The 25071-nt window shown below is 47.2% G+C and carries 26 protein-coding genes and 1 riboswitch; of the genes, 3 read left to right on the forward strand and 23 right to left on the reverse strand.

Going from position 1 to position 25071, the window contains the following annotated elements:
* Window positions 1-18 precede the first annotated feature (18 nt).
* Window positions 19-720 carry an ATP-binding protein gene (locus tag ARB69_RS13550; protein WP_055153656.1) on the forward strand — a complete coding sequence of 234 codons (702 nt, stop codon included), beginning with the start codon at window positions 19-21 and terminating at the stop codon, window positions 718-720.
* 84 nt (window positions 721-804) lie between these two features.
* On the opposite strand, the gene ARB69_RS13555 is transcribed toward ARB69_RS13550, so the two are convergent.
* The 5 genes from ARB69_RS13555 to dctP all read right to left on the reverse strand — a co-directional run bounded on the left by ARB69_RS13555 (window position 805) and on the right by dctP (window position 6181).
* The gene (locus ARB69_RS13555) at window positions 805-1827 is read right to left on the reverse strand and encodes a zinc-dependent alcohol dehydrogenase family protein (protein ID WP_055153658.1); all 1023 of its coding nucleotides are present in this window, start codon (window positions 1825-1827) and stop codon (window positions 805-807) included.
* A 61-nt stretch (window positions 1828-1888) separates the two neighbouring features.
* Window positions 1889-3085: an FAD-dependent oxidoreductase gene (locus ARB69_RS13560; RefSeq protein WP_055153660.1), complete on the reverse strand. Its 1197-nt coding sequence runs from the start codon at window positions 3083-3085 to the stop codon at window positions 1889-1891.
* Window positions 3086-3095: 10 nt separating this feature from the next.
* Window positions 3096-4382: a TRAP transporter large permease gene (locus ARB69_RS13565; RefSeq protein WP_055153661.1), complete on the reverse strand. Its 1287-nt coding sequence runs from the start codon at window positions 4380-4382 to the stop codon at window positions 3096-3098.
* A 15-nt stretch (window positions 4383-4397) separates the two neighbouring features.
* Window positions 4398-4931 (reverse strand): TRAP transporter small permease, encoded by a 534-nt coding sequence (locus ARB69_RS13570; protein ID WP_055153663.1) that lies wholly within the window; start codon window positions 4929-4931, stop codon window positions 4398-4400.
* 182 nt (window positions 4932-5113) lie between these two features.
* On the reverse strand, window positions 5114-6181 hold the full coding sequence (dctP, locus tag ARB69_RS13575; protein WP_055153665.1) for a TRAP transporter substrate-binding protein DctP: 1068 nt from the start codon (window positions 6179-6181) through the stop codon (window positions 5114-5116).
* 254 nt (window positions 6182-6435) lie between these two features.
* Between dctP and ARB69_RS13580 the strand changes: the two genes are divergently transcribed.
* Window positions 6436-7596 carry an ROK family transcriptional regulator gene (locus tag ARB69_RS13580; RefSeq protein WP_050640461.1) on the forward strand — a complete coding sequence of 387 codons (1161 nt, stop codon included), beginning with the start codon at window positions 6436-6438 and terminating at the stop codon, window positions 7594-7596.
* Window positions 7597-7730: 134 nt separating this feature from the next.
* Here ARB69_RS13580 and ARB69_RS13585 read toward each other — a convergent pair whose 3' ends face one another.
* The gene (locus ARB69_RS13585; protein WP_055153666.1) at window positions 7731-8495 is read right to left on the reverse strand and encodes a MerR family transcriptional regulator; all 765 of its coding nucleotides are present in this window, start codon (window positions 8493-8495) and stop codon (window positions 7731-7733) included.
* A gap of 135 nt (window positions 8496-8630) precedes the next feature.
* The gene (locus ARB69_RS13590) at window positions 8631-8816 is read right to left on the reverse strand and encodes a hypothetical protein (RefSeq protein ID WP_129878335.1); all 186 of its coding nucleotides are present in this window, start codon (window positions 8814-8816) and stop codon (window positions 8631-8633) included.
* A 180-nt stretch (window positions 8817-8996) separates the two neighbouring features.
* Between ARB69_RS13590 and carB the strand changes: the two genes are divergently transcribed.
* A complete protein-coding gene (carB, locus tag ARB69_RS13595; RefSeq protein ID WP_055153670.1) occupies window positions 8997-12215 on the forward strand; it encodes a carbamoyl-phosphate synthase large subunit in 3219 nt (1072 codons plus the stop codon).
* A 125-nt stretch (window positions 12216-12340) separates the two neighbouring features.
* Here the strand turns inward: carB and ARB69_RS13600 are convergent, their stop codons facing one another.
* The 16 genes from ARB69_RS13600 to ARB69_RS13675 all read right to left on the reverse strand — a co-directional run bounded on the left by ARB69_RS13600 (window position 12341) and on the right by ARB69_RS13675 (window position 24844).
* On the reverse strand, window positions 12341-13261 hold the full coding sequence (locus ARB69_RS13600) for an aldo/keto reductase (RefSeq protein WP_050640465.1): 921 nt from the start codon (window positions 13259-13261) through the stop codon (window positions 12341-12343).
* Window positions 13227-13400, reverse strand: coding sequence for a hypothetical protein (locus ARB69_RS27205; RefSeq protein WP_167702499.1), 174 nt, complete (start codon window positions 13398-13400; stop codon window positions 13227-13229). The genes ARB69_RS13600 and ARB69_RS27205 overlap by 35 nt, the downstream gene beginning before the upstream one ends.
* A gap of 198 nt (window positions 13401-13598) precedes the next feature.
* Window positions 13599-14030 carry a hypothetical protein gene (locus tag ARB69_RS13605; protein ID WP_050640466.1) on the reverse strand — a complete coding sequence of 144 codons (432 nt, stop codon included), beginning with the start codon at window positions 14028-14030 and terminating at the stop codon, window positions 13599-13601.
* 128 nt (window positions 14031-14158) lie between these two features.
* Window positions 14159-14437, reverse strand: coding sequence for a hypothetical protein (locus ARB69_RS13610; protein WP_330377674.1), 279 nt, complete (start codon window positions 14435-14437; stop codon window positions 14159-14161).
* Window positions 14438-14616: 179 nt separating this feature from the next.
* Window positions 14617-15123 carry a GNAT family N-acetyltransferase gene (locus ARB69_RS13615; protein WP_055153672.1) on the reverse strand — a complete coding sequence of 169 codons (507 nt, stop codon included), beginning with the start codon at window positions 15121-15123 and terminating at the stop codon, window positions 14617-14619.
* A 2-nt stretch (window positions 15124-15125) separates the two neighbouring features.
* Window positions 15126-15698 (reverse strand): TetR/AcrR family transcriptional regulator, encoded by a 573-nt coding sequence (locus ARB69_RS13620; RefSeq protein WP_055153674.1) that lies wholly within the window; start codon window positions 15696-15698, stop codon window positions 15126-15128.
* Between the two features lie 293 nt (window positions 15699-15991).
* A complete protein-coding gene (locus ARB69_RS13625; RefSeq protein WP_050640470.1) occupies window positions 15992-16597 on the reverse strand; it encodes a thiamine phosphate synthase in 606 nt (201 codons plus the stop codon).
* A 34-nt stretch (window positions 16598-16631) separates the two neighbouring features.
* The gene (gene thiH / locus ARB69_RS13630; RefSeq protein WP_055153676.1) at window positions 16632-17849 is read right to left on the reverse strand and encodes a 2-iminoacetate synthase ThiH; all 1218 of its coding nucleotides are present in this window, start codon (window positions 17847-17849) and stop codon (window positions 16632-16634) included.
* A gap of 9 nt (window positions 17850-17858) precedes the next feature.
* A complete protein-coding gene (locus tag ARB69_RS13635) occupies window positions 17859-18638 on the reverse strand; it encodes a thiazole synthase (protein WP_050640472.1) in 780 nt (259 codons plus the stop codon).
* 48 nt (window positions 18639-18686) lie between these two features.
* Window positions 18687-19307, reverse strand: a complete 621-nt coding sequence (gene thiF, locus ARB69_RS13640) for a thiamine biosynthesis protein ThiF (protein WP_055153678.1) — start codon at window positions 19305-19307, stop codon at window positions 18687-18689.
* A 7-nt stretch (window positions 19308-19314) separates the two neighbouring features.
* The gene (thiS, locus tag ARB69_RS13645; protein WP_055153680.1) at window positions 19315-19512 is read right to left on the reverse strand and encodes a sulfur carrier protein ThiS; all 198 of its coding nucleotides are present in this window, start codon (window positions 19510-19512) and stop codon (window positions 19315-19317) included.
* Between the two features lie 249 nt (window positions 19513-19761).
* Window positions 19762-19865, reverse strand: a riboswitch (TPP riboswitch).
* Between the two features lie 113 nt (window positions 19866-19978).
* Complete coding sequence (locus tag ARB69_RS13650; protein ID WP_050640475.1) at window positions 19979-20287, reverse strand: PadR family transcriptional regulator; 309 nt, start codon at window positions 20285-20287, stop codon at window positions 19979-19981.
* A 24-nt stretch (window positions 20288-20311) separates the two neighbouring features.
* Window positions 20312-21607 (reverse strand): DUF2812 domain-containing protein, encoded by a 1296-nt coding sequence (locus ARB69_RS13655; RefSeq protein ID WP_083487098.1) that lies wholly within the window; start codon window positions 21605-21607, stop codon window positions 20312-20314.
* Between the two features lie 459 nt (window positions 21608-22066).
* Complete coding sequence (locus tag ARB69_RS13665) at window positions 22067-23146, reverse strand: helix-turn-helix domain-containing protein (protein WP_055153686.1); 1080 nt, start codon at window positions 23144-23146, stop codon at window positions 22067-22069.
* Window positions 23147-23450: 304 nt separating this feature from the next.
* Entirely contained in the window at window positions 23451-24326 is an 876-nt protein-coding gene (locus ARB69_RS13670; RefSeq protein WP_050640480.1) for a sugar phosphate isomerase/epimerase family protein, read from the reverse strand.
* A gap of 53 nt (window positions 24327-24379) precedes the next feature.
* On the reverse strand, window positions 24380-24844 hold the full coding sequence (locus ARB69_RS13675; protein ID WP_055153688.1) for a hypothetical protein: 465 nt from the start codon (window positions 24842-24844) through the stop codon (window positions 24380-24382).
* Window positions 24845-25071: the final 227 nt, after the last annotated feature.

Consider the following 25071-nt stretch of genomic DNA (forward strand, 5'->3'; position numbering starts at 1 on the left):
TCAAAAGGAGGAATTGAAATGATAAGGAGAATTATAGAAATAAATGAAGAAAAATGCAACGGATGCGGATTATGTGCAGAAGCCTGCCACGAAGGGGCAATCGGCATGGTGGACGGGAAAGCCCGTCTGCTGAGAGACGATTACTGTGACGGCCTGGGAGACTGCCTTCCTGCCTGTCCGGCAGATGCGATCCGCTTCGTGGAACGGGAAGCCGCCGCATACGATGCCGAGGCGGTCAAGGCTCATCAGAAAAACAAAAATACAGCTCCCCTGCCCTGCGGCTGCCCGGGCACCCAGGCAAGGGAGCTGAAGCCGCACACTGCTGCCAAGGCCTCCGCACCTTCTCCGTCCCCCACAGAATCTCAGCTGCGCCAGTGGCCGGTACAGATCAAACTCGTCCCGGTCCAGGCGCCCTATTATAAAAATGCAGAGCTGCTCATCGCCGCCGACTGCACCGCGTATGCCTATGCCGGCTTCCATCAGGACTTCATGAAGGGCAAAATCACCCTCATGGGCTGCCCCAAACTAGACAGCGTAGACTATACGGAAAAACTAACCGAAATCCTCCGTCAGAATACCATTAAAAACGTCACCGTCGTCCGCATGGAAGTCCCTTGCTGCGGCGGAATAGAACAGGCTGTAGTAAATGCAGTCCAAAACAGTGGGAAAAAAATCCCCTGCCGGATCATAACACTATCAACCCAGGGGGAGATTCTATAAGAAACGAGATGGGGGGCTGAAGAGGCGTAACGTGAACCGGACATTTCCAGTAACTTTACAGCCCCCTTCTCCAGGTAAGAATTTTTATGATTCAACAATCACTTTAATGGAATCATCTGACATCTGCCTCAGAATAGCTTTCTCAACACTGTCCACCGGATAGCTGTGCGTAATAATCGGATCAAAGCAGATTCTATTACTATTGATCAGTTCTACAGCCCTTTCGTGGGTATCCGGATTGATTTTGGATCCCTCTATCCGCAGCTCTTTCTGATAAATATCTTCCAGACTGAGCCGGTAGTATGTTCCTGCTTTCGGCACACTGAACAAAAGTACTGCGGCGCCAGGCTTCGCCACGTGAAATGCCTGCGTTATAGCCGCCTCATTTCCTACACATTCTATCACAACATCTGCACCTTGCGTTCCCAGCAATTCTGTCATCCGTTTTGCCGGTTCTTCATGAAAAGGATCTATGATTCCATCCGCACCGATTTGCATGCCGGTTTTTCTCCGATATTCTACCGGCTCGCTGAGAATAACCCGAGATGCACCGGCTAGTTTTGTGAGTTGAACCATCAAAAGACCAATTGCGCCTCCGCCGATTACACAAACAGTATCTCCAGCCCTGATACCTGCACGATCTATACCGTGCAGGCAGCAAGCCAGCGGTTCTGCCATCGCGCCATGGCGCAGAAGAACCTGCGGTTTCAACTTAAAACACTGGCTCTGCGGAACGTAACAATACTCTGCAAAACCACCATTCACCGTAACGCCGATTGCCTTTAGATTTTCACACAACTGCTTCTTTCCAACCCGGCAAAAATGACATTTCCCGCAGTAAATATTCGGATCAATGGTGACATGGTCACCAACAGTCAGCTGGTCAGCCTGAGAGCCCACTTCCACGACGACACCTGCAAATTCATGCCCTAAAATGATGGGGGGGTTCACCTCTGCCGAGCCTTTGCTACCATGATAGATATGCACATCTGTGCCACAGACCCCACAGGCCGCCACTTTTACTAACACCTCGTCAGCCCCCAGCTCACGCTTTGGAATCATCTGTGTTTTAAATATCTTATTGCCCAAAAAATAACTTCCCTTCATCGTCTTCCCTCTCAATTACTTCTTTTTTGTACGCTGCGGCCTGAACTGTTACGGCCTGATGTCAAATCTCATCAATATGTAATTTCACCTGATTGTTTCTAAGTTTATGCTGCAGCAAATCCATATCAATATGCCGGAAATCCGTGCTGATGCTCGCTGCCAGTCCGGCAGCCTCTCCTGTCACTGCACATGGCGGAATCACCCGCATAATGTCCCACATATCCCCTTTGGCAGAGACACATCTGCCTGCTGCCGCCAGATTCCTGCATTTGCTGCCATGCAGAGATGAAAATGGAATCTCATAGACCGGCCCTCGCCTACGCCAATCAGATATCAGGCCCTCGCTGTCGGGAAAACGCCGAAACACATCCTCTTCTGACAGTTCGTACACACCTTTCAGGCCCCGTGTCATCCGAATCATAGGAATTGATGCCAGGGTTGACAGCGCATGTCTTCTCGACACAGAACCTTTTTTAAGATAATCCTCCAATATCTTGTTGTGTGACGCACATACCATTTCAGACAACTCTCTGCCATCCAGCCCAAGATACCTCTTTTTGCTGATGACAGGCGCTTCCTCTCTGGAACGTACAAGATCTGACACTCCAAATACCCGAAGCTTATATTCTCCATCTATAGTTTCATAATACCAAGCCGCCAGAGGATTGCCTTCCTCGTGCAGGCCGACCTTTTCGTCCACCAATGCGCACAAATCTGCATCACCAGATGCATCTACAAAAGAATCCCCACTTATATACAGGCGCCCAGACTTATTCTCAATGAATATGCCCCTGATCGTGCCATCCTCATAATCCGCGCCGCATACCGCAGTTCCATAAAGAATCTCTACTCCTTCTTTCCGCAGCAGCTGCTCCATCAAAATAGCAAATACCTGCCCATTATACTGCACTTCAAATCTCTGTTTCTTCCGTTCCTCTTCCCGCCCTTCTTCAAGCCATGCACAGGGATAACGATCCTCCCAGCCATGCTTAATGGAGAGATAAAGTAATTCTTCTGCTATTCCATAACAAACCTGTCTCCCCATGCCATCACAAATGGGGAGATAGACAACAATCAACCCCAGGGTCGCCAGTCCGCCAAGGCCAAACATCTTCTCTGCCAGAAGCACCTTGCTTCCATTTCTTGCGGCAGCAAGTGCAGCTGAAACACCGGCAATGCCCCCACCTACGACAACCACATCATATTTGCCGAGAACAGGAACTTTTTTTTCACTTTCTATCATACAATTTTTATCCATACAACACCTCTCATCCGTAGATTAGATTTGGAATCCAGGTAACTAACTGCGGTACATAAGTGATCAAAAGCAATGTGAAAACAGAGGCCAGCAAGAACGGCCACAATTCCCTGACAATTGCCTCTACTTTTTCCTTGATTGTGCCTGCTACCAGATAGAGATACATGCCGAACGGAGGTGTCACACCGCCTAAAGTAATATTTAGAACAATCACAATACCAAAATGGATCGGATCAATGCCCAGCAATGCTGCAATAGGCGCAAACAGCGGTCCCAGAATAATCATAGCCGCAGTGCCATCTAAAAACATGCCCAGAAACAAAAACAAAAGATTTACCATCAGCAGGAATACATATTTGTTGCCACCTGAAAGTGCTATGACAACACCACTCAAAGCCTGAGGAATCCTTTCCCATGAAAGGTAAAATGCAAACGCATTAGATGCGCACATTATTAACATAACTGTAGCCGTAGACAGAACTGCATCTATCAAAATTTTAGGAATATGATCCCATTTGATCTCTTTATAAACAAATATGCCCACAAACAGCGCATAAACCGCAATAATGGCGCCGCCTTCCGTAGCGGTACAAACACCAAAACGTAATCCCAAAACCAACACAAATGGGATTACCAATGCCCATACGGCATCAACAGCTGCACGCAAGATTTCTTTTCTGGTTCCCATGCGTTCACGACTTGGCTTATATCCTGCTTTTTTAGAAACCAGATAAACTACCAGCATCATAACCGTACACAGTAAAATACCCGGAATATAGCCAGCACAGAGCATCTTGCCCGCCGATACCTGGCAGATAAAAGAATATACAATCAAGCCCACTCCCGGAGGAATAATAGGCGTAATCACACAGGAAGCTGCGGTAACAGCACCACTGAAGGCCCGGGAATAACCGTGACGCTCCATTTCCGGCACCAGGAGCTTACATTCCATGGATGCATCTGCTGCTCCTGAACCGGACAATCCGCCCATCAGTGTAGACAACAGCACATTGACATGTCCAAGGCCACCCGTCAGATGACCAACCAGCAGATTTGCCAAATTCATCAGCCGCTGCGTAACGCCTGAATAGTTCATAATAGAGCCTGCCATGATAAAGAACGGGATTGCCATGAGGGACGTGCTTTCCGCATTGGCAACCATTTTCTGTACAATGCCAATCAGCCCCACGCCTGATTGCATTAAAAAGTAAGGTGCCACGGCCAGAATCAGGGAAAACGCAATCGGTACTCCCAGAACAAAGCATATTGCCAGTATAATAAGTGGAATAAGATTCATAGAGCGCCCCTCCTTTTAGTCTTGTAAAGGCAGCGAACCAATATCTTCAGGCTCCTCCTCGTCAGGATAAAAGTGCTCTCTGAATGCATCTTTTTTAAATATGCCCTGACAAAAATAGATAACTGAATAAATGGTCATAAAGGTAAAACCCACCGCTGCGGCTGCATAGATATATTTATACGGCAGACGCATGATAGCAGTGCGCTTACTTGTCTGCATCACAAATTGCCATGTTACAACCATCAATGTACCGCTCAGGAGCACCAGCACCAATGTAATCAACTGCTGCAGTCTGAGCTTGTTTTTTATGCTGAATTTGTTGCTGAAAAATTCCATGCCTAAATGCTGATTGCGTTTGTATGCGGCAGTCATCCCCAGAAATGTTGCCCAAACCGCAAAGAACAAGGACATCTCACTGCCCCAGGTAATGGGCTTAGAGAAAAAATAGCGGCCAAGCGTATCACAGAACGTAATAAGTACCATTACGATCAGACTGACACCGGCTAAAATTTCTTCAATATTTTTTATGATAAACAATACTTTCTTCAAAGTGTCCGTCTCCTTACTTGTATAGATACCATACCAAGGGCATAACAGCCATCAGATGACATACTGTCTTTTCATCCAATGGCTGTTATAATAACCCGTCAACCATTTCCACCTATTTTCCTGAGTATTTTACGATGTACTCGTGTATTGACATGTTGCTATTTTTATAGATGAAAGAAATATCAATCAGCCAGGAAGTCAACAATCTGTTCATACATTCCCTCGGTCAAGCCATAAGTATCAACGTAACTCTTCGCCTGCTCCAGCGCTATATTCTTCAGCGCTGCCATGTCCTCCTCTGACAGCTCATAAAAAGTGACACCAGCCGCTTCCAGCTTTTCGCGGGCAATATCCTGTCCCTCCAGTTGCTTCTCAGAGAACCAGACACCTGCGTTATAGGATTCTTCTTCCAAAATCGCCTGCTGCTCGTCCGTTAAATCTTCCCATATCTGCTGACTCATCAGGAAGCATCCCGGGGCAGTAGTATGAGCGGTCAGTGTCGTATAAGGGCAGACTTCCTGCATACTGTAGCTGTACAGAGATTCAAGATTGGTCTCCGTAGCATCCAGAATACCGGTAGACAGTGCGGAATAAGCGTCAGCCAGGCCGACAGAGGTTCCCACTGCACCGCAGGCATTCCAAAAATCAGTGTATACGAAACCAGGCACACGAACCTTCAGTCCCTTCAAATCTTCTACTGATTCTACCGGCTCTGTCGTCATCAACTGACGGGGCGCCTCAATCCACGCCAGATTAAGTACCTTAATACCACCTTCTGCAACCTTATCACACATACTGCGAAAAATATCAGAATCGCTAAATTCCAATGTTTTTTCAACAGAATCAAACGTATAGAAAATATTGCATAGCATCATATCCGGACATCCGTAATCACATGTAAAGTCTGCGGAAACCGTCTGCAAGATATTGGCTCCTGTGGAAATCATCTCGACGGTATCCGCTGCATCACCAAGCTCATTTCCAGGATAGAATTCACATTTAACCGCGTCTTTGGATCTTTCAATTACAGCATCCGCCATCATCTGAAACGCCTCTCCTCGGACATCATCATTTGTACCAGCCCAAGTGAACCTGAGAACCAGCGGATTCTCTGCCGAATATACAGCACCATTCTCTGTTTCAGAGCCTTCCGCAGCCGGAGCTTTTGATGTCTCTTTCTTTGTGTTACCACAGGCACAAACAGAGAATACCAGGCACAGAGCCAATAAAACTGCAAGTACTTTTTTCATAATTTTTTCCTTCCTTTCTTTTTTCTTTTCTTCCTTTTTCTTTTCGATCGTTTGACCTGTCTTTATTATATTTTAGGCTTTAATAAATGTAAATAGTTTTAAAAAGTATTTGCATTAACCGTTGTGATTTTGTCTTTATTATACAAATATATGTATTATTTTTTGTGCATTATGTCATTTTACAGGCGTTTTTTCCAATGTTATAATATTAACAAATAAAATCCAATTTTAAAAAGTATGAGGTTAAATCGAATATGAAATACACAGAGTCTATGAGAGAATCAGAAAAGCTTACGCCCAAAGAACTAAAGATTATTAACCGTCAGAAAGTATATACCTATTTATATCAGGTAAAAAAATCTTCAAAACAAGAGATTGCACAGGCTTTGGGCTTAAGTATTCCCACAGTCGCACAGAGTCTGAATATCTTTATGGAACAGGATTTCGCCAGGGTTTTGGGTGAATATGAATCTACCGGGGGCAGAAAGGCTCAGATTTTCGGTTTTAATCATTTGGCACGTATTGCTATCGGCGTAGAAGTGTTAAAAGAAGGTGTGCAAATCGTAGCTGTCGACCTGTACGGTACTATCTTGAAAGAAGCTTTTTGGCAAATTGAATTTAAAAACTGTGATGCATATTATCGCCGTCTGGGTGATATGATAAATCAGTTCACTCACAGCCTGAATTACCCTCAGGCACAAAACCTTGGCATCTGCATCACGGTTCAAGGACTTGTCTCTTCCGATGGGGAAACCATCACCTTTTCAGAAATTTTAAACTGTACCGGTGTAAGCCGCAGTACCTATCAGCAATATCTGGAACTGCCGTGCCGATTGATTCATGATACAGAAGCCGCCGCACTTTCAGAATCCTGGCAGCGCTCTGATCTTGAAAATGCTGTCTATCTTTCTTTGAACCGAAATTTCGGCGGCATCTTGATCATGAAGGAACATACTTTTACCGGCCGTGATCTGGGCAATGGCATTATTGAGCATTTGTGTCTTGATCCGAACGGACCGCTCTGCTATTGCGGCAAACAAGGCTGCGTTGAAACGTACTGTTCCGCAGACAGTCTGAAGAATGCCATGCAAATGGAGTTTCCTCTATTTTTTTCTCGAGTGCATGGGGGAGATCCCCGGTGCTGTAAAATCTGGCGCAATTATCTCCACAAGCTTGCACTGACCATAGACAATATCAGAATGATTGTTGACTGTGATTTCATTCTGGGCGGCTTTCTGCTTCAATACATGAATGCTAATGACATTGCCCTGCTGACCAGATACGTAAAAGAACAATGCGCTTTTGATTCACCACACTTCACTCTTAAACTCAGCCAATACGGAAGCAAGTCTGCTTCCCTGGGAGCGGCCATATCTTTAATTGAACGTTTTTTTGATCAATTAAACTGGCAGTAGCTACTCCAGCCAAGAGGTTCTGCGCATATTCCAATGGCCTCCGCAAGACACTCTCCAAGATACACCTTGCAGACACTCTTAAGGATTCGCATGTCCGCAAGGCGTATCCGCCATCTCAGGCAGGTACCCCTCCTCTACCCCCGCCCAACCCAGCAAAGAACCGCCTTCTTGAGGAATTCTGCGCAGCCAGCTATGTCTTTATCATAATATTCTGTAAACCGCGGGTCCGCCACATACATTTCGGTTATCCCGATATGCGCCTGCGGGGTATACTGCTTCCAGTTCATCCCCAGCCATTCCTTATGAAGGCGCACGATGTGCCGGGCTTTTTCGCCTTCCGGGCTTTCTTCGGCTTTCACAGCTGCATTTAACTCCTCGCGGATTTCCTTCTCCAGACTTGTCATACGGCTGTACTCTTCTTCTGTCATATTCAGCATCCTCTTGTTAGATTCTTCCACCGCATTCTCCCCGTATTTACTGCGGATCTCTTCTCCGTATTTTTCCTCATTGCTCTTTATCATTTCCGTTTTGAATGATTCGAATTTTTCTGCGTTGCTCATTATAATTTCTCCTTTCATTGACGCAATTGTCTTTTTAACGGCAGTTATCATATTATCCAGCCTGGCCTGCTGCAGTTCCAGCTCCTCTAGATGTTCATGGAGTGCGGCCATAACATCAAAGTCGTCACTTTGAATGATCGCCGCAATCTGCTCCAGCTTCAGCCCCCGCTCTTTGTAAAACAGAATCTGCTGCAACAGCTCCAGCTCCGTCTCACCATAATAGCGGTAGCCCGATTCCCTTACACAAGAAGGTTTGAGTAAGCCGATCTTGTCATAGTAGCGCAGAGTACGTGCACTGATACCCGCGATTTCCGATAATTCTCTAATACTATATTCCATATTCATTTCCTCCTGCCGTAACTTGAATATAGCAGTTGACGCTGCGTCAAAGTCAATAGAAATTTAATTTTTTATTTTATTAATACTTCTGCCATATCCATTATAACAGCCCCTTAAACTTCTTCATACCCCGTTCTAACATCCCCTAAAACATCCACACTTTACATCCCCGTCCGCCATCTCCTCCAAAGATTCGTCCACAGGCTTCAGCCCTGTAGACGAATAAAACGCCGAAAAGCCGCAAAGTCCCCGAAACCACAGCCCATATGCATCTACCGGGACTACCGTACCACCAAACGATTCAATAAGCTCTCCCTTCATTTCGCGCCCCCACCCGTCCGCAAAACGATAGTCCGCCAACAAATCTCCAATTTTTTTTGGATATCCCCCTCATCTTATTAATAAATTGCTTTACTTCTTCCCCCCTTCTCTACTATAATGTACTTTGACAGGTTAAGCCTATTAAATAAAATTATTTTAAAATACACAGGAGGGCAAGGTATGTCACAGAGAACAGACATTCACAAAGTACTGATTATTGGGTCCGGTCCAATCATCATCGGCCAGGCTTGCGAGTTTGATTATTCCGGTACTCAGGCTTGTAAGGCGTTGAGAAAGTTAGGATATGAAATTGTATTGGTCAACTCCAACCCGGCAACTATTATGACCGATCCTGAAACAGCGGACGTCACTTACATTGAACCACTGAACGTGGATAGACTTGAACAGATTATCGCAAAGGAACGTCCCGACGCGCTGCTTCCCAATCTTGGCGGCCAGTCTGGACTGAATTTATGTTCGGAGCTTGCTGCAAAAGGGATTCTGGATAAATACCAAGTCGAGGTGATCGGTGTTCAGGTCGATGCAATCGAACGCGGCGAGGACCGGATCGAATTCAAGAAAGCAATGAATGAACTTGGCATTGAGATGGCGCGCAGTGAAGTTGCTTATTCTGTTGAACAGGCCCTCAGTATTGCAGATGAACTTGGTTACCCGGTTGTACTTCGCCCTGCTTACACGATGGGCGGAGCCGGCGGCGGTCTTGTATACAACAAAGATGAATTAAAGACCGTATGTGCCCGCGGCCTTCAGGCAAGCCTTGTGGGACAGGTTCTTGTAGAAGAATCCATCCTGGGCTGGGAGGAACTGGAGCTGGAAGTTGTCCGTGACAAAGAAAATAACATGATTACCGTCTGCTTTATCGAAAATATCGATCCTCTTGGCGTGCATACCGGAGATTCCTTCTGTTCCGCACCTATGCTCACGATCTCTGAGGAGTGCCAGAAGCGTCTCCAGGAACAGGCCTACAAGATTGTAGAGTCCGTACAGGTTATCGGCGGTACGAATGTACAGTTTGCGCACGATCCCGTCAGTGACAGAATCATTGTCATCGAGATCAACCCGAGGACATCCCGTTCCTCAGCGCTTGCATCAAAGGCAACCGGTTTCCCGATTGCGCTTGTATCCGCGATGCTGGCAACAGGGCTGACTTTGAAAGACATTCCCTGCGGCAAATATGGTACCCTGGACAAATACGTTCCGGACGGAGATTATGTTGTCATCAAATTCGCCCGCTGGGCATTTGAAAAGTTCAAAGGCGTGGAGGACAAGCTCGGAACGCAGATGCGCGCCGTTGGCGAAGTCATGAGCATCGGCAAAACTTATAAAGAAGCGTTCCAGAAAGCCATCCGAAGCCTTGAAACCGGCCGTTACGGACTGGGCCATGCGAAGGATCTTGACCAGAAGACAAAAGAAGAATTGCTGCAGCTTCTGATCACTCCGTCCAGCGAACGGCATTTTATCATGTATGAAGCTCTGCGCAAGGGTGCATCCATAGAAGAAATTCACGAAATAACCAAGGTAAAGACATATTTCATCGAACAGATGAAAGAACTGGTGGAGGAGGAAGAAGCGCTTCATCAGGAAAAAGGAAAACTTCCCTCCGATGAAAAGCTTACCGCAGCCAAGAAGGACGGTTTCTCTGATAAGTATCTGAGCCAGATCCTGGAGATCCCGGAGGCTGATATCCGGAACCGCCGGATTGAGATCGGCATAGAAGAGGCCTGGGAAGGCGTGCACGTAAGCGGCACCGAAGACAGCGCCTACTACTATTCCACCTACAACGCAGAGGATAAAAATCCCGTCAGCACCGAAAAGCCAAAGATTATGATCCTCGGCGGCGGCCCGAACAGAATCGGACAGGGAATTGAGTTCGACTACTGCTGCGTACACGCCTCACTGGCGCTGAAAAAACTGGGATTCGAGACCATTATCGTAAACTGTAATCCAGAGACTGTTTCCACTGATTATGACACTTCCGATAAGCTGTATTTTGAGCCGCTGACGCTGGAAGATGTCTTAAGCATTTACAAAAAGGAAAAACCGCTGGGCGTAATTGCTCAGTTTGGGGGGCAGACCCCTCTGAACCTGGCAGCAGACCTGGAAAAGAACGGCGTAAAAATCCTCGGAACCGCTCCGTCCGTGATCGATCTTGCAGAGGACCGCGACCTGTTCCGTGCAATGATGGAAAAACTGGAAATCCCGATGCCGGAATCCGGAATGGCCGTCAATGTAGAAGAAGCAATTTCCATTGCACAGAGTATCGGATATCCGGTTATGGTGCGTCCTTCTTACGTATTGGGCGGACGGGGCATGGAAGTCGTGTATGACGATGAAAGCATGGCAAATTATATGGCGGCGGCCGTTGGAGTTACTCCGGACCGACCGATCCTGATCGACCGTTTCCTGAACCATGCGCTGGAATGCGAAGCGGACGCAATCAGTGACGGCACTCACGCATTTGTACCTGCGGTTATGGAGCATATCGAACTTGCCGGCGTGCATTCCGGTGACTCAGCATGCATCATCCCGTCCGTACATATTTCAGATGAAAATGTAAAAACAATTAAAGAATATACAAGAAAGATTGCCGAAGAAATGCATGTCAAGGGTCTTATGAACATGCAGTATGCAATCGAAAACGGTAAAGTTTACGTCCTGGAAGCAAATCCGCGCGCATCCAGAACCGTACCGCTCGTATCTAAGGTATGCAATATCCGCATGGTACCTCTGGCTACTGACATCATTACTTCCGAGATTACAGGCAGGCCGTCGCCGGTAGCCGGACTCAGGGAGCAGAACATTCCGAATTACGGCGTCAAAGAAGCTGTATTCCCGTTCAACATGTTCCCGGAAGTGGACCCGGTACTCGGGCCGGAAATGCGTTCCACGGGCGAAGTTCTCGGACTTTCCTCATCCTACGGAGAGGCATTCTATAAAGCCCAGGAGGCAACCCAGACCAGGCTGCCGCTGGAGGGAACCGTGTTGATCTCCGTCAGCAGAAAAGACAAGCCTGAAGTCGTAGAAATCGCAAAAAGCTTCGCAGAGGACGGCTTCAAAATCATTGCTACGGGAACCACCTATGACCTCATCCGTGAAAACGGGATCGAGGCGGAGAAGGTAAAGAAAATGTACGAAGGCAGGCCAAACGTCCTGGATTTGATAACCAATGGAAAAATCGACTTGATTGTCAATACCCCGGTGGGAAAAGACAGCGTCCATGACGACAGCTACCTCAGAAAGGCCGCAATCAAAGCTAAGATTCCTTATATGACTACCATGGCGGCGGCACGCACAACAGCAAAGGGAATCAAATACATAAAAGAGCACGGCCGCGGAGATGTAAAATCACTGCAGGAACTCCATGGAGAGATCTCTTAAAGGTATCAGGCGGACGGAATTTTGTGCCGATGAATAATATCAAGCAAAAAGACAGAAAATGCGGCTGCATTTTCTGTCTTTTTCTTATATACCTTGTTTCATCTGACGATTCCAAGTACCTCCCCTCAAGGCAGTATATGCCCCGCATTCAGATAAAGCTCATACCACTCTTCACGCGTCAGGATAATTTCGCTTCCCAGCGCAATCTCCACGAGGCGTGTCAGGTTCGTTGTACCCGCAATCATTTGGATATGGGCCGGATGCCTTAAGATCCAGGATGTTGCTATGGTTGTCGGAGTGACATCGTAACGCTCCGCCAGCTCTTCCAGCAGCTGGTTCAATTCGGGATATTTGTCGTCACCTATGAACACCCCCTCAAAGAATCCGTACTGAAACGGAGACCATGCCTGAATTGTCATGTCTTTTAGGCGGCAGTAATCCAGGATACTTCCGTCACGGTCTATCGCTCCATCCGTCAGCATATTGACTTCCATTCCATTAGCGATCATATTTGAGAAGGGAACACTGAACTGTAACTGGTCTGTTACAATGTCCTGCTTCACATACTTTTTCAATAGTTCGATCTGCATCGGTTTATGGTTCGATACTCCAAAATTTCTTACTTTACCGGATGCATTGAGCAGGTCAAAGGCCTCTGCAACCTCTTCCGGCTCCATAAGGGCATCCGGGCGGTGAAGCAGCAGAATATCCAGATAATCCGTATTCAGCCTTTTCAAACTGTTTTCTACGGATTTTATAATATGCTCCTTGGAAAAATCATACATAACTCCGGGAATAATCCCGCATTTGGACTGCAGTATGATATCCTCACGCCTGAATTCCGTTCTCTCAAATGCCTCGGCAAAAAGAACCTCGCATTTACCGTTTCCGTAGATATCTGCGTGATCAAAAAAATTCATCCCCAGTTCCATGCATTTATTAATATACTCCTCAAGGCCTTCCTGATCCAGGCTGTTAATTCTCATGCACCCCGCAGCGATTACCGGAACTTCAAGGCTGCTGGTTCCCAATGTCATTCTTTTCATCTCTTGTATCCTCCCGCACATTTTGATAACCCCAGTGTGTTTTTTCCAGACACGCTCCAATACACCGCACCTGGAGATAAACAAAAGACCCAACGAATTCCGCCTTTGGACGCGGCATGTCGGGTTCAGTTTCTATCATTATATGCTCTTAAAAAGAACTTCGTCAAGGACTTTGGGACAAATCCGATGAGCTTTTGTGTTGGCGCGGATGGGGACGCTTAACGACAAGTATGCCGTGGCAGCACTGGAGCTGTATATGCCGCTGCCTCTCCGGCTGATTCTTCCTGGAGCGCCTCCATCTGTGCCGAAAATTAAAGTTCACCGCCAAGTCCCCATTTTATAAGAATGGCTTGAGCTCCTTCATGAAGTCTTCCAGCTCTTTCACCAGTTTTTTGGCCGCAGATTTACTCTCCCCGGATGCCTCCGGGTTTTCGTTGACTGCTTCACTGATGGACTGGATTCCCATATTACAGCCATCCATCATTAGTTTTGCAATCTGCCGGCTGTCATCCTTTATCATCAATTTCATTTCCGTGGTAATCCAGGAAAATACAGACGCCATTTTCCCCGGTTCCTGATCCGGCCTGCCCTCTTCCTTAAGAAGTCCGGCAATCTCTTTATCCAGCTCCTTGTATTTACCGTCGTATTTCTCGATTACATTCCACAAGTCTTCATCTGTGATGTAATCCTTGACCTGTTCAATACTGTCCGTTCCCATCTTGCAGCCCTTGCTGCATTCCTCTAATAGTTTGATTGTCTGCTCTTCCACACTTTCCGCCTTCTTTCATTTTTATTGTTTAGTGTGGTGGATTTTTTTAAATATATACCTCTATTCCGGTTAATTGGCCAGCTTTATCGCTTAATTCTTCGTCGCTGCTTCTTGCAAACTATGCATTTTCAGATATTGACAACAATATGTGAACTAAAGCTGTCGTCTTTGTCTACAATTTTTGCCGTCAGATACTCTGCCGGTTTATAAGTAAGCAGTACAAGGGCAATTACACTCAGCCATATGAAAGGCATTATTTGAAGTGCATCCGCCCATACATGCAGATGAAATCCGGCTTCAAAGCAGGTTATAATCGGTGCAATTATATTAACTGATATTATAGAAATAACAGCCATGAATAACGCAAATTCTTTTTTATTTCTTGGTAGTTTCATATAAAATTCCATTTTTACACTCCTATTCGTTTTTGATATTAGCTGTTTCATTTTTACCACACCGGTTTTCGGTAAAATAAATAAGCGTGAGATCTGGCCTGATCTCACGCTGAACCATTATACGCGTATTTCTAATCATTTAAGATTATATATGATTATTTTTAAATTTTCAAGTTTAAATTTTTATAAATTTATTTTTTCATCAAGGCATACATACAGTAATCAAGCACCTTTCCGTTTTTAAAGACGCCATTTTTCATAGTCCCTTCCAAAGTAAATCCGTTCCTCTCCAGAACCCGTCGTGAACCTGTATTATGGGCGAACGGTTCTGCATAAATTCTAACAATATCAAACCGCTCAAATGCTGCTTGGCAAAGCTGGCCCACGGCGGCACTCATGATCCCTTTTCCCCAGAACTCCTCCGCCAGCCAGTATCCAAGCTCCGCACTCTTTTCATAGACATCTGTCCCCAGGAAAATCCCTATACTGCCTACCGCATGCCCATCTACAACAATTGTCCTGCACAACTGCCGTTCTTCACTGTCCGCAGCACAGGAAAGCACATATCCCCGGGCATCCTCCCGCGTATATGGATTGGGAAATGCATTGCGCAGATTACAGGCAATCTTCTCATTGTTTGCATAAAATGCCACGTCATCAATATACTTCTTATCCCATTTGTCCAGTACAAATTCCATAGTTATTCCCCCTTTATTATATCCTGTCTGATTTTATCCACAATAAGATCTACCGTATCCATTTTCATTGGGATAATACTGCTCCACAGGCGCACGCCCTGATACACATAAAGAATCGTCGCCGTCATCTGCCCAATATGCACCTGCCTGAACTCCCCAGTCTCCATTCCATATGATAGCAGTCTCTCCCAGCGTTTCACCGCCTTCCGGTTCAGTTCCTCCATATAAGAACTGCCGCAAACCAGGGAATACTCATATATCGCATAGCTCAATGAGCCACTGCTATCTTGCATCTCTCCCCTTATCTTATCCAGCTCATGATCCAGGATCCACTTCGCACTCTTCCTCGAATCCAACGCTGTCCCAACAAAGTCCTCCGCCCCCTCAGACATTTCACTCAAGATCTCCGCAAAAATCTCCCGCGTACTCCCGTAATGCCGATACACCCCGCCCCGGCTCATCCCGCAGGCCTCACAAATCATTCCCATCGTAACCGCACGAAATCCTTCCTCTGCAAAAATCCGATAAGCAGTCTCCCGTATCCTTTTTCGGGTCAATATTCCTTTCTCTGACATAATACCTCCTAGTACTGCGTTGCGTAATTAACAGTAAGTTAATTATGCTTGGATGTACAAGTACATCGAAGTACCCTACTGTTTCGCCGGTTTAAATTCCCAGAAGCCAAGATACAAAAAAAGACACATGTGTCGTTTTTAATATTATGCGACACAGATGTCTTTTTGTCAAGCACTAAAGCTCAAATACATCTAACTTTTCTTTCGTCTATCGATGCGACACCGGTTCTTCCCTGCTTTTGTTCATTTAATGTAACAGTTCAGGCCTGCCTGATCTGCTGCCATTCAAGGAATCAACGTATGTACTTTTCACTCCCCCACATCATGCATTCGGACATCACACAGATCCCTGCCGCACCGCAGGCAAGCATCTCCGCCACGCATTCGATGCTCCCTCTCATCCCGCCTATCGCATAGACCGGTATTTCCACCGCAGCACATACTTGGCGCAGAAAATCTTTCCCTCTGGGATCCAGACCAGGCTTACAGTCTGTAGAAAAGATGTGTCCCGCAATCAGATAAGCCGCCCCGGCTTTTTCTGCCTCCACCGCCTCCTGTACCGAATGGACAGAAGCCCCGGCGGTTTCAAACCAGGTAACCGCCTCCGGCCTGGATGTTAAGATGTGCAGCGGCAGATGAATACTGGCACTCCCCTGTCCGCGCGCTGCTTCTATAAAAGTATGCGGTATACACGGCACCTCATACCTGCGGCAGATTTCCTGTACGCTGCTAAAAAGCGACGCGTACTCTTCCTCCGTCAAATCCTTCTCCCTAAGCAGAACCGCACGGGGATGCCTCCGGCAGATGGATTCGATCTGCTCCTCAAAGGGGCGGCGGCACAGATACCTGTTGGTAACTGCTATGATATGTTTGTATATATCCGGCACGTGTTGTTCCATGATTTTCCTCCTTTTCTTTTGTTGAGCACTTTTATTAAACATAGAGATAATCACTCATAACAGGCTGCAGGCCCAGCTTCAGCAGATCCTTGTATACCTGCTCCACGGAGCGGCCGTCGGATATCTCAAACTGTTCGTCCCCCTTTTCCTCGATCTCCTCTACGTGTTCTCCGATCCCGGTGCTCACGCCTGCCGAGATCTTTGTAGCTGCAATTTTGACCAGATTATCTCTCACACGGGCACATTCCCTGGTGGATATGGTGATGCTGGCAAAGGGCATAAACAGCCTGTATGCAGTCACCACCTGCAGAAGCTGCGGCTCATGTACGTCCATTGGATTAATCCGGTCATTATTTACTATGGGCCGGAGCCGCGGACAGGAAAATGCAATCTCGGCATGAGGGTATTTTCTCTGGAGCAGCCAGGCATGCATGCCGGTGGCAAACGCATCTTTTCGGAAATCATCCAGGCCCAGAAGGGCGGCAAACCCGACGCCTCGCATCCCCCCTTTCAGCGCCCTTTCCTGGGAATTCAGGCGGTACGGGAATATCCGCTTATGACCGGCAAGATGCAGTGTCTCATATTTGTCCGCATGATAGGTCTCCTGAAAAACGGTCACGTAATCGGCGCCGCATTTATGCAGATATGCGTACTCATCGGAATTCATGGGGTATACCTCAAGCCCGATTACCTTAAAATATCTGCGCGCGATCCTGCAGGCTTTTCCTATATATTCCACATCTGATTTTGCCCGGCTCTCCCCCGTCAGAATCAATACTTCCTGCAGACCGCTCTTTGCAACGGCTCTCATTTCCCGATCGATTTCCTCTTCGCTCAGCCTTGCCCGGTTGATCTTGTTATGGCAGTTGAATCCACAATAGATACAGAAGTTCTCACAGTAATTTGCAATGTAAACCGGCGTAAACATGTAGATGCCGTTCCCAAAATGTTTCCTGGTCTCCCTCTGCGCACACTGCGCCATCTCTTCCAAAAACGGCAGCGCGGCGGGTGACAGCAGGGCCGCAAAGTCTTCCGGAGTACGCATATCCCGCACAAGGGCCCTGCGCACATCGTCTGCGGTATACCGTGTATAATCATAGGCATTCATGGAATCGATCACCTGTTTTTGAATCCCGGACTCCAGAACCTCCATCCCCGGCAGATAAGTCATATGGTCGATCCGGTTTTTCTTCTGCAGTTCCTTTATCTCTTCATTTAAAATACTTTCATTTACATGATTTGCTGTACTCATTCCCGCCTCCTAATCCTGCAAAAATCCGGTGAGCGGAGAAGAAGCGCTTGCACCTTTGTCGATAACCCGGCCCATACCGGACAGATACGCGGTACGCCCAGCTTCAATTGCCTTTTTAAATGCCTCCGCCATGGCAGGTATATCACCGGCCGTGGCGATTGCTGTATTAGCCATTACGGCCGCTGCACCCATTTCCATCGCCTCGCATGCCTGGGACGGTTTCCCGATCCCTGCATCAACAATAACCGGAAGGTCGATCTCATCAATCAGGATCTGGATAAACTCCCTGGTGCAGATCCCTTTGTTGGAACCGATCGGGGAACCCAGAGGCATTATACAGGCAGCGCCCGCATTTGCCATGTCTCTGGCCGCATTTAAATCGGGATACATATAAGGCATAACAACAAAGCCCTCTTTCGCCAGAATTTCCGTAGCCTTAATCGTCTCATAATTGTCAGGCAGCAGATATTTTGAGTCGTGGATGACCTCGATCTTCACGAAATCTCCGCACCCAAGTTCTCTGGACAGACGCGCTATACGAACAGCTTCCTCCGCATTTCTGGCGCCGGATGTGTTCGGAAGCAGCGTCACATTTTCCGGAATATAATCCAGAATATTTGCCATGCCGCCTTCATTGGCACGGCGGAGTGCCAATGTGATAATCTGGGCGCCGGCCTTCTCTACCGCTGCCCGGATCAGATCCAGCGAATATTTTCCCGAGCCCAGGATAAAACGGGACTCAAATGTATGCCCTCCCAGGACAAATGCATCGTTTTTACAATATTCCATTTCTAAACTCCTCCTGTATTCTTGTTTTATTTCAGCAGCTTTTCCATGTTATCTCAGAATCAGCTCCGTAATGAGGTTTGCCTCGTGTGCGGCACAGACTGCCACTCTGGGGGCCATCAGCCCCCTGCCGTATGAGGGTTCTGTCTTTTCATCCCCGCACAGATAAAAATGCTCTGTTATCTTCCGTGTATGGATCGCATTGCTTTCCCCATATCCTGCCATACCGGAAGCAGCAATCAGAAATTTTTCCGGATACAGCTCCAGTATCCCGTTTGCCAGCATCGCCTTTGCCTCCGGGTCATCGAAGGCTTCACATATCATATCATCCGCTGCAAACAAAGCTGCTATATTATCTTCTGTCACTTTTATGCAGTCTGCGGTAATGTCCAGGTACGGATTGATTTCCGCCAGCTCCTCCTTCAGCGCCTCGGTCTTGTACATTCCGATATGGCGCATAAAGTATTGCTGCCTGTTCAAGTTCGTAATGTCTACCCGGTCAAAATCAAGCAGATGCAGGTGCCCTACTCCGATTCTGGCAAGGGAGAAAGCCACATTGGAGCCGAGTCCTCCCAGGCCTGCCACCGCCACTTTTGCCTTTGTAAGCCGATCCTGTATCTCTTTTGTATGGCGCTCTTGCAGCGCACTCCTTATCTCTTCCCTGGTCAGCATCTTCCCATCAACCTCCTCCTACAAAACTGACAACTTCCAGAACATCGTGGTCTTCAACCAGTGTCAGGGACAGCATTTTTCTTGACACAATCTCACCATTGCGCTCTACCGCCACACGATTAACAGGAAAACCCTGCTGTTCCAGCAGATCTGATATTGTGGTATCAGTCTTAAAATCGATTTCTTTGCCATTCACTTTCAGCATATCTCCGCCTCCTTTTTATGTAGTTACTATTCAACAAAGTGTGCATCCCGCCGGAAAGCAAAAAAGAGTTCATGAAAGAAATACACCCGCGGTGGTGCACCCCTTCATGAACTCCTGTTCACTCTCATCGGTATTGCTTATGTAATTATGCAGCTGCTATTCACGGGGCCGTGCATAGTAACGTTATGTAAACTCCGGAAAGTCGGTATAAGAAAACCCAAAAACGGGAAGCGCCATCGGCACTTCCCGTAAATATCTTACATCAGTCCCTACGTTGGCATTATCCAAATCAGGTATATGGGTCGAAGTTCTCAACTTCCTCTCAGCCTATCTATAAGCTCCCCTGTTCAGTTTACGTGTATAAATATACGCTGTTTCTTTTTATTTGTCAATACTTAAAAATATACGATATTGCGGTCTGAGCAGTAACTGTAACAGTTACCAGTAATTAGCCTGCCGCGCCGGATCAGCCCAGGTATGGCGCCCCATCCTCTGCCATTTGCTTTAAACGGTTGTATTCTTTCAGCAGCATTTGTTTTCCGGCTTCGGAAATGATGTAGGATTTTCTTCTGCCCTCCTCTGCAGTGAGTCGGATAATCGCATTTTCTTCGAATCTGGACAGCATGGCATATAACGTCCCCGGGCCTACTTTTACACGGCCTCCTGAAAGCTCACTCACACGCTCCATAATATCTACCCCGCAGCATTCTTCCAAAAGTGCAAGGAGGATATAGTACATCGGCTCTGTCAATGTCTGAAATTGTTCTCTTGCCATTCTCTCTTCCTCCCCGGCCCCTGGTTAAGGCAGGGCCAGTTTTTCGCGTACCGTCCGAATCTGCGTCTGATCCAGCGCATCCGGCGTTACCCACATAACCAGGATCTGCCCGGGATAACGCACCGTATAGGTGGTTACCGGGGAAGTGCTCCTGAGCGCAATTTCTGCATCCCAACTGGCGGACACATCTTCTGCCCCCTCCGCTTTCCTGGTCTGCCTTCCCCATATTCTATCCAATACCCAGTCATAATTGCTTGTATACACCGTATAAGAAATAGTGTCTGTATCCCCAGCATTTGTCTCATATACCACCATGCTGTTATTTACCGATCCCATAACAGACTGCCCCTGCTCACGGCGGATATCAAATATTTTTCCCGTAATTTCTTTATAATCCGTCTGCACAAGCGGAACCTCGGGCCATCCGCCGCTTCCCGCCCCCCGGGCTTCATCCGGCGCAATCACGGCCAAACATAAAATAATTACCGAGATGGGAAAAAGAAAAGCGCTCCCGAGCTGAATCGCCCAGTGCTCCTCCCTTGATGGCCGCAGAACCGACACCAGGATGCTCGAACCCCCTATAATCAACAGTGCTGCAGCCAGAACCAGAATCACAACGAATCTCCCGTTCCTTACAGCCTGATACACCGCCGCCAAAGTAAGAACAATCAAAAATATAAATTGTCCTTCTGCAAAAACATCCCATCTATACTTTGCCTTCCTGCATTTTCCCTTACACCCATAAAAAGGATTCCCGCCGTTTTCCAGCTCACCCTTCATGCGCCTGAGCCAAACCAACAGCGCCAGGCCTTCTGCAAGAGTGCCAATAAAAGCAACCAGGTAAACAAACATCATAAACACCATAAAGTCGTCAAAAATCCAATTCAAAAAACTCGATGTCAAAAACTGCCCCCACAAAAGTGCTGTCAGAAAAAACTGCGAAAAAAATCGTGTCAGATACTCACGCACCTCCGCACTCTTCACATTCTGAAACCGCTCCGCCGGCGTCACAATCGGAACAGCATCCTCCTTAATGCGCCGAAAAACACAGAACTTCTTCCGGCTGTCAATCAACTCCCAGCCCGCTTCCCGGCAGTACTCCGCATATTCCTGAGCCGCTTCAGAAGGACGCAGATCCATCTCACTCCCCTTCGGAAACACTTCCACATCATAACAGGCAGCAGCCGGAGCCTCCCGTTCAAAAACCATCCCCCACCGCCAACCAGAAAAGCCCCACCCTTTCCCGGCCATCTCCTCCAGAAAACAAGCCATAGCATCACAACTCCGATAACGAAACCGCCTAAAAACCCGTTTCTTCATAAAATCTCCCACTCCTTTCGCGCAGACACCCTCCGCCCAATATCGAGTATCGATATTTACACCCTCATTATATTATCGAGTCTCGATATTGTCAAGAAAATCTATCCTCAAATATGAACTTTAATCAGCGAACTTTAATCAGCCCAGCCAATCCAGATCCACCTCCCCCGTACTTTCCCCCAGGAAGATGGTCTTTTCCTGCCGCCTTGATGCGTCCAGCCCCGTGAACCGGGCATAGGGGTGTCTGGAAGCGTAGTTAGGGCTGTTAGCCGGAGTTGGGTAAAAAAGAAGGAAAACCAGGGCAAAAAGTGTAATCACAAATTACACTTTTTCCTGGCCCCAGCGTGTGAAGCTATCAAGGCTTCACGCGATGTGGCCAGGTTGCCCTGGTTTTCCTTCTTTTTTGCCCTCCTCCGGCTTACGGCCCTAACCCCGCTACCAGACACCCCTATGCCCGGTTCACGGGGCGCCCCTTCGCAATCCATCCCGCAGCACATTAACTGCTTCCTGAAATCTCTCGTCCTCCCGAATTTCTGCAACTGCCTCATCGGTTAGCAGCCCTTCCAGAATCATCTGTCTCATTTCCTTTGACGCAGCCTCCCGCCCTTCCTTTACTTTGACAGCCGCCGAAAACAAAAGCGGATTCGGCAGCATCGCCTGCCCCGTAACAGCATCTACAAAACGCACAATACTGTCCAACGCCTTTTCTTTCTCTCCCGCCCTCAGGAAGACCTCAGCAAATATCCCGTCGCTCATTCCTCCTGTACAGCCAAATATTTCTTCCATCTTCCGGTAAACTTCACAGATTTCCAGCCCTTTTTCTGCATCCGGCTGTACCTTCTCGTCCGCCAGAAGCAGCAAGCAGTTCTGCATCTGCCCTACAAGGGTAAACAAACGCTTCTGTATCACTTCCAGCGCTTTATCCTTCTCATCCCGCTTCAGATATAACTGCGCCCACAGCATCGTCGTATCCGCAGTATATTCCGGTAATTCCTTCAGAAGCCGTTCTCCCATTTCCAATTCCTCATCTGCCAGCGCCATAGATGCAAGCTGGAGGACCGCCTGGCCGCGGTATGCGGGATTCCCGTTTACCCGGATATATTCCATAAGCTCTTTTCTCTGCTGTTTCCATTGCATTTTCATTTCTTCTGACGCCGACGGAAACATCATCTCAAACATGGTCAGCACCGCCGAAGCATTGTATTTCAGCGGTACACTTGCCGGATACTGATGAAGCAGCTTCTGCAGTATCTCCTCCGCCGCCTCCTGCCCCTGTTCTCTGCCGGTTTCAATTATTTTATTCATATGTTCTGCAACCTGCTCATCAGGAAGTGACTCCTCAAACTGCAGTAATGTATCTAAATTGGTGCCCAGCGCTCTTGCCAGAGGGCACAGTAATGTGATATCCGGGCAGGAACTTTCTGTCTCCCACTTACTGACCGCAGGCGCCGAAATCCCCAGTGCCGAGGCCAGCTGCTCCTGCGTCATACCTTTTGCTTTGCGGAGGGCGGCTATATGCGCTCCCAGATTTTCTTTCATATACAAGATCTCCTTTTCTGATATTCGTCCGGCCTGACAACTTTAGTATAGCCTCTCCTGTACCGTCATACAAGAGAGGCTTCGTTAACGAAAGCTCTATAATTATTAACTATGATTCAAGTTGTTTTTTTCTTAATCGGCAGTCACCGTTTTCTCCGGGGGACGCTGTAATGCGAACAGCTCCTCGATGAGCTGTTGTTCCGATAGCAAATACGGCAGTCAGTCAAATCGACTGCCTGCCGTGCTCCTTTTATCTCTTGAATAGCAATGCATAAAATTTGTAATATCATCATGATCCCCAACTTTAATTTTCAAATACATGCCGCAAAAATTCAACCGCGCCCTTGGCGTCATTGTCTAACATTTCTTCTTTGGCGTCCGGCACCAAATCCCTCCATACTTTAATTTCCGATCCCACAGTTCCGCCGCTCATTACAAAGGGCTCCATTACCACCGCGCCCTGGTAATCAATCTCTCTCAGCGCCTGCCCGATCTCCGCCCAGGGAAGGCTTCCTTTTCCCGGAACCCGCCTGTTCTGCTCTCCCACATGGAGATGCCCAAGCTGACGTCCTGCTTTACGGATGGCCGCCCCTATATTGTCTTCCTCTATATTCATGTGGAAGGTATCCAGCATGATCTTTACATGGGAACTGTCTACCGCATTCACAAACTCAAGCGCCTGCTCACAGGTGTTCAGCATGTATCCCTCATACCGGTTCAGAACCTCCATTCCCAGAGTCACATCGCAGTCTTCCGCTATTTTTGAAAGTTCTTTCATATTTTTTATTGCGCGCTCTAAGTCGGCTTCTTTGTCCATCGGAGCCGCCGGATCCAATGGCCAGTAGGAGTATAGGCCTCCGCCCAGCACCTTTATGTCCATGAGCTGCAGACGGGGAAGCAGTCCCTTAAAGAAGTCCATCCCCCGCTTTACAACAGCCGGATCGCCGGAACAAAGGTTCTGCTCCTTTGTCGGCCCGTAGCCTGCTGTCATAATAATCCCTTGATCCTCTGCACATTTTTTTAAGTCCAGAAGCTGTTCGTCCCTCAAATATACGCTCCGCAGCGCCATACAGGAAATCTCTAATACATCAAATCCCAGCTTTTTTACTTTCTGTATGTAATATTTGTAATCTGCCTGCCATTCCTTTGTCCAATATGCAAAATAAATTCCATATTTCATGATTGCGCCTTTCTCCTCAAATTTAAGATTTAATTGGTTACTTATATTCTGATCTATTCCGCAAAATAGATCCAAATATGTCCGATTATACAAAGAGCCATCACCAGGGTTAAAAGACGGTGCACAAGAAGATTAAGGTGTTTATTCTTCGTTATGGTATGGCACAGTACGATGAGCAGTACCATGGCAGCCGCAGTCAGCGCACCGGTAATGAACACACCTATATGGTGTACCTTTATCATTGGAAACACGAATATAAAGTGCAAAACAGCGATAACGAGTATTGCAGCACTTATATACTTATGCGCCTGCATAAAAAATACATCCGCCTTTTTCAGATGCAGTTTTCGCGTCACCGCTTTCACCAGCAGCATTAAAAAACATAAAAGACATAAATAACCCAAAATAATACTCATAAAATCCCCCCGGTACTTAAATCCCTCCTGCCTCATATGGCAGCTTTTTCTCCTGACAGCATCCTTTTTTTCATTCCGGTCAAATCCTGCCTGTTTACTCATTATATACTTTTCTCCGCACGAACTCAATCTATCCTGCCACCATTTTCAATGTTTTTACTTTAAGCACCTCTAAAATAGATTTCTGTACTTCTAAACCGGAATATACACTCCCTGCATAAGCCGGTCTCCCCAATTTAATCCACGTACGCTTCATAAATTTGTGCGCAGCCGGCCAAGAATCGTCTCACCAAGACAGAGAACAAAACGTTTCCGAGAGGACTCTATTT

Origin of the sequence: Faecalicatena contorta (assembly GCF_001404335.1) — a bacterium.
GTDB lineage: Bacteria > Bacillota > Clostridia > Lachnospirales > Lachnospiraceae > Faecalicatena > Faecalicatena contortus_B.

Excerpts from the sequence above, each read along its gene's own strand:
- ARB69_RS13620 (WP_055153674.1), bottom strand. The coding sequence starts at position 15,698 with ATGTCAGAGAAAGGAATATTGACCCGAAAAAGGATACGGGAGACTGCT.
- ARB69_RS13670 (WP_050640480.1), bottom strand. The coding sequence starts at position 24,326 with ATGAAATATGGAATTTATTTTGCATATTGGACAAAGGAATGGCAGGCA.
- ARB69_RS13665 (WP_055153686.1), bottom strand. The coding sequence starts at position 23,146 with ATGAAAGAAAATCTGGGAGCGCATATAGCCGCCCTCCGCAAAGCAAAA.
- ARB69_RS13675 (WP_055153688.1), bottom strand. The coding sequence starts at position 24,844 with ATGAGTAAACAGGCAGGATTTGACCGGAATGAAAAAAAGGATGCTGTC.
- thiS (WP_055153680.1), bottom strand. The coding sequence starts at position 19,512 with ATGCTGAAAGTGAATGGCAAAGAAATCGATTTTAAGACTGATACCACA.
- ARB69_RS13610 (WP_330377674.1), bottom strand. The coding sequence starts at position 14,437 with ATGGAATTTTATATGAAACTACCAAGAAATAAAAAAGAATTTGCGTTA.
- ARB69_RS13560 (WP_055153660.1), bottom strand. The coding sequence starts at position 3,085 with ATGGATAAAAATTGTATGATAGAAAGTGAAAAAAAAGTTCCTGTTCTC.
- ARB69_RS13650 (WP_050640475.1), bottom strand. The coding sequence starts at position 20,287 with ATGGCAAGAGAACAATTTCAGACATTGACAGAGCCGATGTACTATATC.
- dctP (WP_055153665.1), bottom strand. The coding sequence starts at position 6,181 with ATGAAAAAAGTACTTGCAGTTTTATTGGCTCTGTGCCTGGTATTCTCT.
- thiH (WP_055153676.1), bottom strand. The coding sequence starts at position 17,849 with ATGAGTACAGCAAATCATGTAAATGAAAGTATTTTAAATGAAGAGATA.
- ARB69_RS13555 (WP_055153658.1), bottom strand. The coding sequence starts at position 1,827 with ATGAAGGGAAGTTATTTTTTGGGCAATAAGATATTTAAAACACAGATG.
- ARB69_RS13590 (WP_129878335.1), bottom strand. The coding sequence starts at position 8,816 with ATGAAGGGAGAGCTTATTGAATCGTTTGGTGGTACGGTAGTCCCGGTA.
- ARB69_RS13585 (WP_055153666.1), bottom strand. The coding sequence starts at position 8,495 with ATGGAATATAGTATTAGAGAATTATCGGAAATCGCGGGTATCAGTGCA.
- ARB69_RS13600 (WP_050640465.1), bottom strand. The coding sequence starts at position 13,261 with ATGAAAAGAATGACATTGGGAACCAGCAGCCTTGAAGTTCCGGTAATC.
- ARB69_RS27205 (WP_167702499.1), bottom strand. The coding sequence starts at position 13,400 with ATGATAGAAACTGAACCCGACATGCCGCGTCCAAAGGCGGAATTCGTT.
- ARB69_RS13655 (WP_083487098.1), bottom strand. The coding sequence starts at position 21,607 with ATGAAGAAACGGGTTTTTAGGCGGTTTCGTTATCGGAGTTGTGATGCT.
- ARB69_RS13635 (WP_050640472.1), bottom strand. The coding sequence starts at position 18,638 with ATGGAATATTGTAAAAACGATGCATTTGTCCTGGGAGGGCATACATTT.
- ARB69_RS13615 (WP_055153672.1), bottom strand. The coding sequence starts at position 15,123 with ATGGAATTTGTACTGGACAAATGGGATAAGAAGTATATTGATGACGTG.
- ARB69_RS13550 (WP_055153656.1), top strand. The coding sequence starts at position 19 with ATGATAAGGAGAATTATAGAAATAAATGAAGAAAAATGCAACGGATGC.
- ARB69_RS13580 (WP_050640461.1), top strand. The coding sequence starts at position 6,436 with ATGAAATACACAGAGTCTATGAGAGAATCAGAAAAGCTTACGCCCAAA.
- ARB69_RS13625 (WP_050640470.1), bottom strand. The coding sequence starts at position 16,597 with ATGGAACAACACGTGCCGGATATATACAAACATATCATAGCAGTTACC.
- carB (WP_055153670.1), top strand. The coding sequence starts at position 8,997 with ATGTCACAGAGAACAGACATTCACAAAGTACTGATTATTGGGTCCGGT.
- ARB69_RS13565 (WP_055153661.1), bottom strand. The coding sequence starts at position 4,382 with ATGAATCTTATTCCACTTATTATACTGGCAATATGCTTTGTTCTGGGA.
- thiF (WP_055153678.1), bottom strand. The coding sequence starts at position 19,307 with ATGCTGACCAGGGAAGAGATAAGGAGTGCGCTGCAAGAGCGCCATACA.